At 57.7% G+C, this 13724-nt stretch carries 13 protein-coding genes; 5 read left to right on the plus strand and 8 right to left on the minus strand.

Annotated features, from left to right (window positions below):
• Window positions 1–9 precede the first annotated feature (9 nt).
• Window positions 10–663 carry an HAD family phosphatase gene (locus GHO32_RS08585; protein WP_153334575.1) on the plus strand — a complete coding sequence of 218 codons (654 nt, stop codon included), beginning with the start codon at window positions 10–12 and terminating at the stop codon, window positions 661–663.
• Between the two features lie 462 nt (window positions 664–1125).
• Here GHO32_RS08585 and GHO32_RS08590 read toward each other — a convergent pair whose 3' ends face one another.
• On the minus strand, window positions 1126–2088 hold the full coding sequence (locus GHO32_RS08590; protein WP_368668372.1) for a zinc-binding dehydrogenase: 963 nt from the start codon (window positions 2086–2088) through the stop codon (window positions 1126–1128).
• A gap of 138 nt (window positions 2089–2226) precedes the next feature.
• Between GHO32_RS08590 and GHO32_RS08595 the strand changes: the two genes are divergently transcribed.
• Window positions 2227–4308 (plus strand): carboxy terminal-processing peptidase, encoded by a 2082-nt coding sequence (locus GHO32_RS08595; RefSeq protein WP_178113863.1) that lies wholly within the window; start codon window positions 2227–2229, stop codon window positions 4306–4308.
• A gap of 117 nt (window positions 4309–4425) precedes the next feature.
• On the opposite strand, the gene GHO32_RS08600 is transcribed toward GHO32_RS08595, so the two are convergent.
• From GHO32_RS08600 to GHO32_RS08610, 3 genes are all read right to left on the minus strand, one after another.
• Complete coding sequence (locus tag GHO32_RS08600) at window positions 4426–4794, minus strand: hypothetical protein (protein WP_153334579.1); 369 nt, start codon at window positions 4792–4794, stop codon at window positions 4426–4428.
• Complete coding sequence (locus GHO32_RS08605; RefSeq protein ID WP_123750366.1) at window positions 4791–5141, minus strand: helix-turn-helix transcriptional regulator; 351 nt, start codon at window positions 5139–5141, stop codon at window positions 4791–4793. The genes GHO32_RS08600 and GHO32_RS08605 overlap by 4 nt, the downstream gene beginning before the upstream one ends.
• 410 nt (window positions 5142–5551) lie before the next feature.
• Entirely contained in the window at window positions 5552–6271 is a 720-nt protein-coding gene (locus tag GHO32_RS08610) for an FKBP-type peptidyl-prolyl cis-trans isomerase (protein WP_153334581.1), read from the minus strand.
• 267 nt (window positions 6272–6538) lie between these two features.
• Here GHO32_RS08610 and GHO32_RS08615 point away from each other — a divergent pair, with 267 nt between their 5' ends.
• Window positions 6539–8353, plus strand: coding sequence for a di-heme-cytochrome C peroxidase (locus tag GHO32_RS08615; RefSeq protein WP_153334583.1), 1815 nt, complete (start codon window positions 6539–6541; stop codon window positions 8351–8353).
• A gap of 19 nt (window positions 8354–8372) precedes the next feature.
• Window positions 8373–9509, plus strand: a complete 1137-nt coding sequence (locus GHO32_RS08620) for a catalase family protein (RefSeq protein WP_153334585.1) — start codon at window positions 8373–8375, stop codon at window positions 9507–9509.
• 79 nt (window positions 9510–9588) lie between these two features.
• Here the strand turns inward: GHO32_RS08620 and GHO32_RS08625 are convergent, their stop codons facing one another.
• From GHO32_RS08625 to GHO32_RS08640, 4 genes are all read right to left on the minus strand, one after another.
• A complete protein-coding gene (locus GHO32_RS08625; protein WP_153334587.1) occupies window positions 9589–10914 on the minus strand; it encodes a DUF4329 domain-containing protein in 1326 nt (441 codons plus the stop codon).
• Window positions 10915–11086: 172 nt separating this feature from the next.
• A complete protein-coding gene (cysB, locus tag GHO32_RS08630; RefSeq protein ID WP_048368621.1) occupies window positions 11087–12061 on the minus strand; it encodes an HTH-type transcriptional regulator CysB in 975 nt (324 codons plus the stop codon).
• 114 nt (window positions 12062–12175) lie between these two features.
• Window positions 12176–12676, minus strand: a complete 501-nt coding sequence (locus GHO32_RS08635) for a universal stress protein (RefSeq protein WP_153334589.1) — start codon at window positions 12674–12676, stop codon at window positions 12176–12178.
• A 110-nt stretch (window positions 12677–12786) separates the two neighbouring features.
• A complete protein-coding gene (locus tag GHO32_RS08640) occupies window positions 12787–13113 on the minus strand; it encodes a thioredoxin family protein (RefSeq protein ID WP_153334591.1) in 327 nt (108 codons plus the stop codon).
• A gap of 58 nt (window positions 13114–13171) precedes the next feature.
• Between GHO32_RS08640 and GHO32_RS08645 the strand changes: the two genes are divergently transcribed.
• On the plus strand, window positions 13172–13618 hold the full coding sequence (locus GHO32_RS08645; RefSeq protein ID WP_153334593.1) for a PilZ domain-containing protein: 447 nt from the start codon (window positions 13172–13174) through the stop codon (window positions 13616–13618).
• The last annotated feature ends 106 nt before the right edge of the window (window positions 13619–13724 follow it).

The raw sequence follows: 13724 nt of genomic DNA on the forward strand, positions 1-13724 counted from the left end.
GTTGCACTGATGGCCCTGGCAATTTTTGACCTGGATGAAACGTTGATTCATGGCGACTGCGCCACCCTGTGGAGCGAGCAAATGGGCCGCCTCGGCTGGGTCGATCCGCAGGCGTTTTTAAAGCGCAATAACGAACTGATGCACGCCTACAGCCAAGGCGAGTTGAAGATGGAAGACTACATGGCCTTCAGCCTGGAGCCCTTGATCGGGCGTACCCCTGAAGAAATCGATCACTTGGTCGGCCCATGGGTTGAAGACTTTATCGAACCGATCATTTTCAGTGACGCGACCAAAACCGTGGCCGCTCACCGCAAGGCCGGCGATCGCATTTTGATTATTTCGGCGTCGGGCGTGCATTTGGTCAGACCCATTGCCGAGCGTTTGGGCATTGATGAAGTGCTGGGTATTGAACTGGAAGTCGCACACGGTGCGTACACCGGCAACACCGTGGGCACCCTGACCTACCGCGAAGGCAAGATCACGCGCCTGCTGGAATGGCTGGACGAGCAAGAAGAAAACCTTGAGGGCGCGAGTTTTTATTCCGACTCACGCAACGACTTGCCGTTGCTGCTCAAAGTGGATCACCCGCATGTGGTCAACCCGGACCCGGTATTGCGTGCACACGCTGAAAAGGCCGGCTGGCCGATTCATCACTGGAAGTAAAACGGGAAAACCGTAGGAGGGGCCGCCCCGTCTTCGACGCCGCGCTGTCGCGCAGCAAACAGGCCGCCGAGTATCTTCAGCATCCCCCAATCGGTTCCCTCTCCTTCGGGAGAGGGCTAGGGTGAGGGGGCTTTTGACTTGAGTACATATCCGTTGCTGCGGCAACGGCCACTTAGGGTTCCGGCCTTACGCCGCGTCACTTTGCAAAAGCGGCAAAGTAACCAAAACGCTTTTGCCCCTACCCCTCGGTGCCTCGCTTTGGCTCGGCATGCCCTCACCACAGGCCTTGCTCCGTAGGCCCGCCGCGATCGGCCATCCATGGCCGTGTCGCGGCTAACCCGGCGTCCTGCCGGGTTACCCACTGCGCAAAACCTGCGTTCGGCCAGCGTGGTTTAATGGGGCCTTTTAGATCAAGATCAAAAGATCGCGAGCAAGCTCGCTCCTACACATTGTGTGTATGACTTAAACCAGGGCCGCGTCGATCACCAGCACCAGCTTGCCCGACACCTGATTGCTGGCTAATTCGGCAAACGCCGCCTGGGCCTCTTCAATCGGGAAGGTTTTGGCCAACTGCGGGCTCAAGCGGCCTTCGGCAAACAACGGCCACACTTGCTGATTGAGATCACTCAGCAAATCCGCCTTGAACTGGTCGCTGCGGCTACGCAATGTCGACCCCAGCAACTGGATGCGCTTGCCCAGCACCAAGGCCAGATCTAGCTCGGCCTTGCGTCCACCCATCAAGCCAATCAACACCCAACGCCCGTCCAGTGCCAACAACTTGAGGTTGGACTCCACATAGTTGGCGCCCACCGGGTCGAGTACCACGTCAAACGGCCCCAGCGCCTTGAGGCTGTCCAGCCCTTCGGTGCGCACTGCGCCACCCTGGGCACCCAAGGCCTCACAATAGGCCAGACGCTCGGCCGAACCGACCGTCACCCAGCACGGGCTGCCAAAGGCTTTGCACAGCTGAATAGCGGCTGAACCAACTCCACTTGCTCCGGCATGCAGCAACACTTTTTCGCCCGGCTTCAGGGCCGCCAATTGGAACAGATTAAGCCATGCAGTGCTGTACACCTCGGGCAAGGCGGCCGCCTCAATCAGCGACAACCCATCGGGCACCGGCAAGGCATGGCGCCCATCAACCACAACCTCTTGCGCCATGCCACCGCCCGCCAACAGCGCACACACGCGGTCTCCGACTTGCCAGGAAGACCCCGGCCCCACTTCGCTGACCACGCCCGAACACTCCAGCCCCAACATTTGGCTGGCGCCAGGTGGCGGCGGATACAACCCTTGGCTTTGCAAAAGATCGGCGCGATTAAGGCCCGCTGCCGCCACACGAATTCGGATTTGTCCTACATCACAACGTGGGCTCGGTTCTTCAACCCACTTCACTTGTCCCTCAACGCCTTGCAATGCTTTCACAGTGCCTCCATAGTGAGTCTGGACTGAGCCCGGTGCTGCTGCACCGGGCTTCTTGCATTATGCGGCCGGTTCTTACGGAACCGGCGACTTCAAAGACGGCCTAATATGCGTTATCAATTGCCCCCGCGTCGACTCAGCATGAAGCATTTATTCCCTAGCACCGCTCTCGCACTCTTCATTGGCTTAGGCGTTTTGCCGTTTTCGGCCACTACGTTCGCCGCTAACAGTTGGGATAACCTTCAGCCCGATCGTGATGAGGTAATTGCCAGCCTTAACGTTGTTGAGCTGCTCAAACGCCATCATTACAGCAAGCCGCCACTGGATGACGCACGTTCCGCGATCATCTATGACAGCTACCTGAAGCTGCTCGATCCTTCGCGCAGTTACTTTCTGGCCAGTGATATCGCCGAATTCGACAAATGGAAATTCCAGTTTGACGATTTCCTAAAGAGCGGCGATCTCAATCCCGGCTTCACCATCTACAAGCGCTACCTGGATCGCGTCAAGTCGCGTCTTGACTTCGCCTTGGGCGAACTGAACAAAGGCGTGGACTCGTTCGACTTCACCACCAAAGAGACCCTGCAGATCGACCGCAAGGACGCTCCGTGGCTCAAGACCGAAGCCGAACTCAATGATCTGTGGCGCAAACGTCTCAAGGACGAAGTCCTGCGCCTGAAAATCGCTGGCAAAGAGCCGTCGAAAATTCAGGAACTGCTGACCAAGCGCTACAAAAACCAGTTGAGCCGTCTTGACCAGACCCGCAGCGAAGACATCTTCCAGGCGTACATCAACACCTTCGCCATGTCTTACGACCCGCACACCAACTATCTGTCGCCAGATAACGCGGAAAACTTCGACATCAACATGAGCCTGTCGCTGGAAGGCATCGGCGCCGTGTTGCAGAGCGATAACGACCAGGTAAAGATCGTGCGCCTGGTGCCGGCGGGCCCCGCCGACAAGACCAAGCAAGTCGCTCCGGCTGACAAGATCATCGGCGTTGCCCAAGGCGACAAAGAGATGGTCGACGTGATCGGCTGGCGCCTGGACGAAGTGGTCAAGTTGATTCGTGGCCCTAAAGGCTCTGTGGTGCGCCTGGAAGTGATTCCGGCGAGCAATGCGCCTAACGACCAGACCAGCAAGATTGTCTCGATCACCCGTGAAGCGGTGAAGCTTGAAGAGCAGGCGGCGAAAAAGTCGATCCTCAACCTCAAGCAGGATGGCAAAGACTACAAACTGGGCGTGATTGAGATCCCGGCGTTCTACCTGGACTTCAAGGCCTACCGTGCCGGTGACCCGAACTACAAGAGCACGACCCGTGACGTTAAAAAGCTGCTGACCGAGTTGCAGAATGAAAAAGTCGATGGCGTGATTATCGACCTGCGCAACAACGGTGGCGGTTCGTTGCAGGAAGCGACCGAGCTGACCAGCCTGTTTATCGACAAGGGCCCGACGGTTCTGGTGCGCAACGCTGACGGTAAAGTCGACGTGCTTGAAGACGAAAACCCGGGGGCGTTCTACAAAGGTCCGATGGCGCTGCTGGTCAATCGCTTGTCGGCATCGGCGTCGGAGATTTTTGCCGGGGCCATGCAGGATTACCACCGCGCGCTGATTATCGGCGGCCAAACGTTCGGCAAGGGCACGGTGCAAACCATTCAGCCGCTGAACCACGGCGAACTGAAACTGACACTGGCCAAGTTCTACCGGGTTTCCGGGCAGAGCACCCAGCATCAGGGCGTACTGCCAGACGTCGCCTTCCCGTCGATTATCGACACCAAGGAAATCGGTGAAAGTGCACTACCTGAGGCCATGCCGTGGGACACCATCCGCCCTGCGATCAAGCCTGCGGCTGACCCATTCAAGCCGTTTATTGCGCAACTGAAAGCGGATCACGATGCGCGTGTGGCTAAAGATGCCGAGTTCATCTTTATCCGCGACAAGCTGGCCCTGGCCGACAAGCTGATGGCCGAGAAAACCGTGAGCCTGAACGAGGCCGACCGTCGCGCACAACACGCCGACATCGATACCCAGCAGTTGGTGATGGAAAACGCCCGCCGCAAGGCCAAAGGCGAAGCACCGCTCAAGGAAATGAAGAAAGAAGACGAAGACGCCTTGCCGGTGGAGCCTGAAAAGACCAAGCCAGAAGACGACGCTTACCTGAGTGAAACCGGGCGCGTCCTGCTGGACTACCTCAAGCTCAACCCACAGGCAGCGAAGAAGTAACTTTCACGTGTCGCGCGATCTTTTGAACGTTTAAAAGATCGCGAGGCAAGCTCGCTCCTACGGGGTTTTGGTGTAAAAAAAGGGCGGGCCGCCTCATGCGGCCCGCCCTTTTTGTCTTTACGCTTCTTCGTGTTCGTAACTGTGTTCAAACACCCGAACCACTTCCGAGGCGTGCCAGGAAGCTGCCGCGACGCCATCTGGCGGCCCGGAAAAACGCCCAAGACGCCCCACGCATTCAAAAAAACCGGTACGGGGCAAACGGCTCGCCCCTTGGCTGATCACCAGCGAACTGCGTAACGGCTGCTCCGCCTTCACGTCCATCGCCGCCAGATGCTCCAGCGCCGAGGTGAGGGTCAACATGGCCGGGCTGGGCAACTGCAAACGCTCCAGCAACGCCCGGTACGTCACTAAATGGCGCTGTCGACGCGCTTGATCAAGCTCAGCCAGTAACCCATCCCAGTGTTGACGACTGATGCGCACGTTCATGAGGCTTCCCTCCAGCCCGCAACGCCCAACTCCCAGGCCAGGCTGCGGCGAATGGCAAGATCCGGCAGACGTTCACCGGTTTCGATCATTCCCAGGTACGACGGGCTAATGCCTACCGTGCGTGCCAGCACCTCCAGGGCCAACCCCTTGCCCTCGCGCAGGCCACGCAGTTGATCGAGCCCTGGCAGCGCCTGTACAGGCTCAGGCGGCTGTCGCTCAGTATCAGGGATGAGTGCTGTCGCTACCGGAGCATCTATACCCGCAGCCTTGAGTAGCGCCAGGTAGCTCTGCCACGAAAGAACCGCATATTCGGGTTCTCCATTGCGCTTGATGATTTGAAGATCCATTGCTAACCCCGTCAGATTTTTAGACAGATCAAGTCGGAATTTTCCTTAGAAGCTTAATCCTAACAGCCGCTGAGGTCTCTGGGGTTTTTGATCTTCTTGCTCGTGTTCACCTTCGCCGCAGGAATAAGCCCGATAAACGCGAAATGTTATCCACACAAATTGTGGATAACCTTGTGAACAGAGCAGATTTTTCGCTCTGAAAGCCACGTTCTATAAGGGCTGCGCTTAGATCGGGCATTTTTTACACACATAAAAAAACCCATAAATTCATTGACTTGCTGGTCAGCAACTACTAGCAATCAGAACAGATGCGACAAATAACCGCTGGTCGGGGGGGATAAACAGCCGGGCCAGGCCCAGATACGACAACGCCCCGTCAGGACGGGGCGTTGTGTGAAAACAGAGGCTGCTTACTTGGCAGCATCGGCCTCTGGTTTTGCAGGGTCTTTGATGCCCAGCAGTTCCAGGTCGAATACCAGCACCGAGTTGGCCGGAATCGCCGGGCTTGGGCTTTGTGCGCCGTAAGCCAGTTCGCTAGGGATGTACAGCTTGTACTTTTCACCCACGTGCATCAGTTGCAGGCCTTCAACCCAACCCGGGATCACGCCGCTGACTGGCAGGTCAATCGGGCTACCGCGCTCGATCGAGCTGTCGAAAACCTTGCCGTCAATCAGCTTGCCCTCGTAGTGAACGGTCACCACGTCAGTTGCCTTAGGCTGTGGGCCATCGGCTTTTTTGATGACTTCGTACTGCAGGCCAGAAGCAGTAGTGACAACACCCGCTTTCTTGCCGTTTTCTTCGAGGAATTTTTTACCGGCGGCAGAGGCTTCGTCGCTCATCTTGGCCAGGCGCTCTTCAGCGCGTTTTTGCAGGGCAGCGAACGCTTCGATCAGTTCGTCATCCTTAAGCTTTTGCTCTTTCTTGCCGACGGCATCTTCGATGCCCAAGGCTACGGCTTTGGAATCCAGATCATCCATGCCTTCTTGAGCCAGGCTTTTACCCATGTTCAGGCCAATGCCATAAGAGGCTTTTTGTGCCGGGGTTTTCAGCTCTACGCTGGTCTGCGAGTCGCAACCCGCCAGTACCAGGCTTACCAGAGCCACAGCTGCCGCCAACCGATGCTGTTTCATGCTATTTCCTTGTTCATGCGCCAAATGGGCAATCGAATAAAGCCGCGAGCTTATCAGGCGGCCGCAACCAATGGCTACCGGCATGAGAGAGGCAAATCGCGGATAAGTTCATGTCTAAATCACAATTCATAATTACCGCAACTTTTGCTAACACTTCAAGCACGCTGTCAAACCTGTCCCTCCCCTCCCCGATCAAACCGATAGCCACTTGATGCTAGCCGCTCGCTCAGGCATAAGACTGAAAAAATTCCTACAAGGAGCGTTATTTTGCGATTGTTTTACCGTGTGCTGTCAGGGCTTGGCGTGGCCTTGGTGTTAGGGCTGTGTGTGGTTGTCTACTTCATCGCCAACCCAAAACTGCCTGCTTACACCGCGCCGCAGCACGTGCACTACCAGGACCAATGGAGCGAGGCGGATCGGCAACTTTATTACTACACGCCCCAGGGCACCCAAGTGAAAGGCCTGCATTACGACTGGTTCAGTGCCCTTGAGCTGCCCTTCTCGACGCAACGCTTCGCTGCGCCTGAGTATTTGGCGCGGTTTGGCTTTTTGATCGACCCTCAGCAACAAGCCAGCGCCGCCAATCCGGCCAACTTGCCCGTTGGCTTCACTCGCCATCAGAACCCCGGCAGCCCCGTTGAGTATCTGGACATCACCTGCGCGGCCTGCCACACCGGCGAGCTGCGTTACAAAGGCCAGGCCCTGCGCATTGACGGTGGCCCGGCGCAACACGTGCTGCCTTCCAGCGTACCGACCCTGCGCGGCGGCAGCTTTGGCCAGGCGCTGGTCGCAAGCCTGGCAGCCACGTATTACAACCCCTGGAAATTTGAGCGCTTTGCCCGCACGGTTCTGGGCGACAACTATGAAGCCGGTCACAAGCAACTGCGCAAGGACTTCAAGGCCTCGCTGGACACCTTTCTGGCCGTGGCCTGGAACGACACCCATCGCGGCCTTTACCCGACGCTCGAAGGCCCGGGGCGCACCGATGCCTTTGGCCGGATTGCCAATGCCAGCTTCGGCGACGCGATCTCGCCCGACAACTATCGAGTGGCCAATGCACCGGTAGACTACCCGCACCTGTGGGACATGTGGACGTTCGACTGGGTGCAGTGGAATGGCTCGGCCCAACAGCCCATGGCACGCAATATCGGTGAAGCCTTGGGCGTCGGCGCAACCCTGAACTTCTTCGACAGCCACGGTCAGCCGCTGCAAGGCGACCAGCGCTACCCGTCCAGCGTGCGGGTCAACGACTTGCACCTGATTGAAGAAACCCTGCAACGACTCAAACCTCCCGTTTGGCCCGAAGAGCTGTTCGGCAAGATCGACCGCCCACTGGCCGCCAAAGGCCGCCGTCTTTTTGCCGAGAACTGCGCGGGCTGCCACGTGCCGGCAGTGATTGAAGAAAACGGCCGTCTGGTCAAGCATCTTAAAATGCTGCCGGTCGAAGTGATCGGTACCGACCCCAATACCGCCACCAACATCGCAGACAATCGCTACGACCTCAGCGCTCTGCAGTGGGACCCGGCCGAGCTGGCCAGCATGAACGTCAACCTCCTCCCCAAGAGCGAGCAGCCGCTGGACATGCATCAGCTGTCTGTCGCCAAGGGCCTGGCCTATGTCACCGCCTTTGTTGAAAAGCGCGCCTACCAGGACGCTGCCGTCAGCCCGCAAGAGCAAGCACGCCTCAACGGCTTTGGCCTGCCGATTGGCGTACTGGAGTTGCGCGCCTACAAGGCTCGACCGCTGGATGGCATCTGGGCCACTGCGCCCTACCTGCACAACGGCTCTGTGCCGACGGTGTATCAACTGTTGTCGCCGCAGTCAGAACGTGCGCAAACCTTCTATCGCGGCAATTTTGAGTACGACCCGCGCCACTTGGGCTACCGCACAGACGCCTTTGATGGCGGCTTTGTGCTGGACACCCGCATCAGTGGCAACCACAACAGCGGCCATGAGTTCCGGGCCGGACCACAGGGCAACGGCGTGATTGGTCGCCTGCTGCAACCTGAAGAGCGCTGGGCCTTGATCGAGTACCTGAAAGTGCTCGGCGGCCCGCTCGAACACCAGTTGCCCAACGAATAACGATTAAAAGGATGTTTGCATGCTGACCACTTTATGGCTTCGACTCGGCACCTGGCTGGGCAAGCTGTTGCTCGCCCTGATCGTGCTGGGGCTGCTGGGCTGGGCGCTGACAACAGGCTGGTATGCCTGGAAGTACCGCGGTCCTGTGTCAGCCCAGGAGCAGATCCCGGCCGATGAAGCCGCGATGACGCAAGACACGATCCAGACGGCAATTAAAATCGTCGACCAGCACCGCGAGAACACGCGCTACCTGCGCGATGCCCACGCCAAGGCGCATGGCTGTGTCAAAGCCGAGGTCAAGGTGCTCGATGATCTCGACCCGGCCTTGCGCCAAGGCGTGTTTGCGGCGCCGGGCAAAACCTGGCAAGCCGTGATGCGCCTGTCCAACGGCAACGCTTACCCGCAATTTGACAGCATCCGCGACGCTCGCGGCATGGCGATCAAGTTGCAGGACGTGCCGGGTACGCAACTGTTGCCCAGCCAGCAGGGGCGCGGCGAGCAGGATTTTGTGATGTTTAACCATCCCAACTTCTTTGTCAGTGATGTGGCGGAGTATCGTCAGAACATCGCGGCCCAGGCCGACGGCAAAAAAGTGCTGGCGTTTTTCCCGTCCTGGGATCCGCGCAGCTGGCAAGTGCGGCACTTGTTTATTGCCCTGGCCACCTTGGCACCCGCACCCGCCAGCCCGACACAGACCACCTACTACTCGGTGTCGCCTTACAAGTTCGGGACGGCCAATGCCAAATTCAGAGTGGCACCGGACGCTGACAACTGCCCGGCCTACAGCCTGCCCAAACAGAATCAGGATCTGCCGAACTTCTTGCGCAGTGCGTTGACTCAGCAGCTCAGCACAGACCGCACGCCTGCCTGTTTTGTGTTGCAGGTTCAGCGTCAGGATGCCAACCGCTACATGCCGATTGAAGACACCAGTGTTGAATGGAAGGCGTCTGATGCGCCATTCAAAACCGTGGCGCGCATCACCGTAGCGCCGCAAGACTTCGACACCCCGAGCCAGAATCTGGCCTGTGACAACCTGTCGTTCAGCCCATGGCACGGCATCGAAGAGCACCGGCCGATTGGCGGTATCAACCGCCTGCGCAAAGCCGTGTATGACTCGGTCAGCGAGTACCGCCACAGCCGTAACGCCGAGCAATAACGCGTCCCGCCACACACTGTAGGAGCGAGCTCGTCTCGCGATCTTTTGACCGTTAAAAGATCGCGAGGCAAGCTCGCTCCTACAGTGTTGGCGACATGGCAAACGGCGCCCAGTCGGGGCCAATCCTTCCCTCTTGTGTCCATACCTCGTCAGTCATCATGACCTCCAGCGTGCCTGCTTCAGCCACTCGGTGGACGTAGCTTTGTGCATTACGGTCGTAAGGGAAAAGGCTCGCTTCAATATCTGGCACGGTCGCGTGAGTGCGGCTCAACAGTGTGACCAGCTCTGCTTCTGACTCTGTCGCGTCGCTCTGATAGCGCAGCAGGCCGCCCTCCCGCGCGCAAAAGAAGACGTCGCAGCCAGGCGTTGCGCGCACCAGCAATAAACTGGTCAGCAGCGCGCTGGGGGAAAAGAAATCACCAAACAACTCGTTGGTAGTGTCATGCAACAGCGCATCCGGTTCTTCACCTGACAGGTAGACCCCGACGATGCGGTAACCCTCGGGCACTACCGGCACGCCGCTGGGGTCCTTGGGGAACAGTACATCCCGGTCAAATTCAAAGAATGGTGTCTCCAAGGGCCGGGTATAGACATAGACCTCAGCGTCCAGCTGCTTGAGCACAAACCCGGCAAATTGCGTGTGTTTGCGCAAGAGCATGCCCTCATGCACAGCCTTAACCGCATCCAGTACATCGCTGTACACGCTGGAGCACAGTGCGGGCTTGTCGACCGAGGTCCGCCCCTTCTGCTGATCAGCCTTCCAGTTCGCGCCCAGCCGGGTGCGTCGATCCCAGTGCGCCCCCGCCAGCACAATGCTGAGTTCCCCCGCCAGGCAGATCAAACCAATCAGGTCAGAGGGCATTAACGACCCCAGGTCATAGGCTCTTTCAAACGTCCCGGGGTATTGCGCACGTTTACGCGAGAGCAAAGGCAACAAGGCTTTCTCAAGGTCCGAGCCACTGGCGATGTAGCTCAACACGCACTTGTCGGGGCAGGACAAATAGAAGCGCGGGTAATTGTGTTTGTATCGAATGGCTTGATTGAGGTCGTGAATCGAAAAGAAGTTGTCTTGCAGCTCGCTTTCCTCGTGCACCTGCCAAGGCATCCGCTGAATGGACGTATTGGAGTGATACATCCCTTCAATGGTGTAGCCCTGAATCGGCAGGAATAATCCCTCATCAGACAATGACAGCACGTCGGCAGGGTCAAAGGACGTGCTGGAACCCGCATGTGGCAAGGTGGCGTAATAGCGGTTCTGCCTGACGAGTATAAAGCCGCCGTAGACAATGCCATTCTTGATGGCCGCAATGAGCTCATGGGCATACACCGCCGCATCATCGGCACTGATGAAGGCGGGGCTTAACGACGGGATTAATACAGAAGCAATTTGCGCGCGGGTACTCATGAAAAGATCCTTGTCTTGGCGTGGGCCGGGCGCTGTTCGCCCAGCGTGAAATCACGCGTCAAGTTTCAAGGTATTCATGGCAGCATGTGCGTTACTGGGGTAGTGACGGTAATGGCTTGCAGCCACCACCGTCATGGGCTCAACTGGCCCTTCCGTGGGCCGATCAGTCCACTCAATGAACCGGCAGTTCAACCCCTTCAAACAGGTCTTCGAGTTCCTGCTTGTTATGGCAGGCAATGGCCTTGGCCATCACTTCACGGGTCAGATGCGGTGCAAATTTCTCAATGAAATCGCACATGAAACCGCGCAGGAAGGTGCCGCGACGGAAACCAATCTTGGTGATGCTCGATTCAAACAGCTCGCTGGCATCCAGCACCACCAGGTCTTTGTCCAGGTTGGTGTCCACGGCCATCTTGGCCACGATGCCGACGCCCAGGCCCAGGCGCACGTAAGTCTTGATCACGTCAGCGTCAGCTGCGGTAAACACCACTTTTGGGGTCAGGCCGCGATGGCTGAAGGCTTCATCGAGCTTGGAGCGGCCGGTAAAACCAAAGACGTAAGTCACGATCGGGTATTCAGCCAAGGCTTCAAGGGTCAGCTTCGGCAGTTTGGTCAGCGGGTGGCCTTGCGGCACGACCACGCAACGGTTCCAGCGGTAGCACGGCATCATTACCAGATCGCCGAACAGCTCCAGCGCTTCAGTGGCAATGGCAAAATCGACGGTGCCATCAGCGGCCATTTCAGCAATTTGCATCGGCGAGCCCTGATGCATATGCAAGGCGACGTCCGGGTATTGCTTGATAAAGTTGCTGATGACCGGCGGCAGGGCATAACGCGCCTGAGTGTGCGTGGTGGCAATCGACAACGTGCCTTTTTTCTCGTTGGAAAACTCTTGGGCGATCTGCTTGATGCTCTCGACCTTGCGCAGGATTTCACCAGCGGTGGTGATGATGCGCTCGCCCGCCGGTGTGACGCGGGTCAGGTGTTTGCCACTGCGCGCAAATACTTCAACGCCCAACTCGTCTTCCAGCAAACGGATCTGTTTACTGATCCCCGGCTGTGAGGTGTAGAGACTCTGAGCGGTAGCTGAAACGTTGAGGTCGTGGTGCGCCACTTCCCAGATGTAGCGCAGTTGTTGAAGCTTCATATGCATCCCTCAGAGCAAATAGGCGCCATGACTATCGGCGGCGATATATAACTATATGGAAGGTCAGAAGAATAAATCTAGAACTTTTTTATCGTTTTTAGCAGTTCGTCGCCTTCACCCGTCGGTGCGCCGCCGACGTTGCACCAACGGCACCAGGTACACCGGCACCTGCGCCTGCTCTACGACGCGGCTTGCGTTGTGCCCCAAGTGGCTGTTTGCGCCAGTAGACTGGCCGTGACTGCCGAGGATCACCAGGTCAACCCCCAGCTTTCGCGACTCCTCCAGAATAACGTGGGCGGGCTCGCCCTGAACCACCTTGACCGAGCGGATCAAGGCCAGCTCCTGCGCCCCTTCACCCAGTTCATCTTGAAGACTGTCGAACACGCGCTGCTCAATATTGGACAGCATGGCGGTCATGCCCTGCTGCTGCAGTTCCTGCAACGCCTGCTCATCCAGATAACTTTGCAATACCGATTCGGCGAACAGCCCCATGGGCTCCACAACGTGAAGTACATACAAGTCTGCCTTGAAACTGCGGGCCAGCCCCAAAGCGTGCTGCATCACAACCGGAGCATAAATACCGAGGTCAGTGGCGAACAGTATCGAGCGAATCATGCGACCTCCTCGACAGGCGTTATGGCCGAGATGAATTCAGCTTAGCAGCGCCCGGACAAGTTCAATGACCCGCGCGATGACTTACACGCACAGTTGAGGTCCCACAGGATTCAAGGCAGTTCGTCGGGTTCAAGCAGCAAGGCCAGTTTAATGTGATGGGCCAGCTCCCCTTCACTCAAGCGCGACTTCAATTCACCGTAAAAAGCACCGTCACGCACGACAAACAACGCAGGAAGGTGGAAGATCTCGTAACGCTCAACCAGGCCACCGTTGTCACCGGCGTCAATCCAGCACAGCTGATCAATGGGCAACTGCATTTCGGGCAGCATTTTGCGCGCCGTGCGGCAGCTCGAACACCCGGTGCTGGTGAACACCAGCAAGGTCGTGCCGGGCAGTGTCAGCAGGCGCTGGTCCGCATCAAAGTCTGTCAGTTCCATTTCAGTCACTATACTCAGCTAACAAGATCAAAATACTGGCACTTTGGAGTCTGTGTACATGGGTCGTTTTTTGCCTCACCCAGATGATGTTCCTGTTCAGATCACCCCTCGCAAGCACCCTGCCCTTTCGCGCCAGAAGCTGAACACTATCAGCCTGGGTGGTGTTGCGTGCAACAGTGACAGAGGCTGGAGGCGCGGCACGGCGGTTGACATGTACATGCCCACCCTGGGTGAAACCGCGCACTACCCGGGCTATATCGCCTGGTGTGAAAAACACGCCGACGGCTACCGCGTCGGTGTGGCATTTACCGATGATCAGACCCTGTTTGGTGCGCGCATGGGTGAGCAGGTGTGTCAGATCGAACACTATTGCCGCCAGCGCAATCAACTCAACCTGCCCTTCGAAAACAAGGATGCGCTGGCCCTGGAATGGGTCAACCTGCACGCTCCAGAGTTTTCCCAGGAAACTCTGGAGCAGGCCCTGGCACAACCTGCGCTGGATTAAACCGCTGTGTGCCCATTGTCGAATAACCGCTTAACGCGTTAAGGTTCCGCTCCCCGATGCGCTCAATCAAGCTGTGCTCCGCCGCACGGGGATCGCTGGCGGCCGG

It is taken from the genome of Pseudomonas sp. FSL R10-2189 (assembly GCF_009600325.1).
GTDB classification, from domain to species: domain Bacteria; phylum Pseudomonadota; class Gammaproteobacteria; order Pseudomonadales; family Pseudomonadaceae; genus Aquipseudomonas; species Aquipseudomonas helleri.

Excerpts from the sequence above, each read along its gene's own strand:
- GHO32_RS08585 (WP_153334575.1), top strand. The coding sequence starts at position 10 with ATGGCCCTGGCAATTTTTGACCTGGATGAAACGTTGATTCATGGCGAC.
- GHO32_RS08595 (WP_178113863.1), top strand. The coding sequence starts at position 2,227 with ATGAAGCATTTATTCCCTAGCACCGCTCTCGCACTCTTCATTGGCTTA.
- GHO32_RS08600 (WP_153334579.1), bottom strand. The coding sequence starts at position 4,794 with ATGAACGTGCGCATCAGTCGTCAACACTGGGATGGGTTACTGGCTGAG.
- GHO32_RS08605 (WP_123750366.1), bottom strand. The coding sequence starts at position 5,141 with ATGGATCTTCAAATCATCAAGCGCAATGGAGAACCCGAATATGCGGTT.
- GHO32_RS08610 (WP_153334581.1), bottom strand. The coding sequence starts at position 6,271 with ATGAAACAGCATCGGTTGGCGGCAGCTGTGGCTCTGGTAAGCCTGGTA.
- GHO32_RS08620 (WP_153334585.1), top strand. The coding sequence starts at position 8,373 with ATGCTGACCACTTTATGGCTTCGACTCGGCACCTGGCTGGGCAAGCTG.
- GHO32_RS08625 (WP_153334587.1), bottom strand. The coding sequence starts at position 10,914 with ATGAGTACCCGCGCGCAAATTGCTTCTGTATTAATCCCGTCGTTAAGC.
- cysB (WP_048368621.1), bottom strand. The coding sequence starts at position 12,061 with ATGAAGCTTCAACAACTGCGCTACATCTGGGAAGTGGCGCACCACGAC.
- GHO32_RS08635 (WP_153334589.1), bottom strand. The coding sequence starts at position 12,676 with ATGATTCGCTCGATACTGTTCGCCACTGACCTCGGTATTTATGCTCCG.
- GHO32_RS08640 (WP_153334591.1), bottom strand. The coding sequence starts at position 13,113 with ATGGAACTGACAGACTTTGATGCGGACCAGCGCCTGCTGACACTGCCC.
- GHO32_RS08645 (WP_153334593.1), top strand. The coding sequence starts at position 13,172 with ATGGGTCGTTTTTTGCCTCACCCAGATGATGTTCCTGTTCAGATCACC.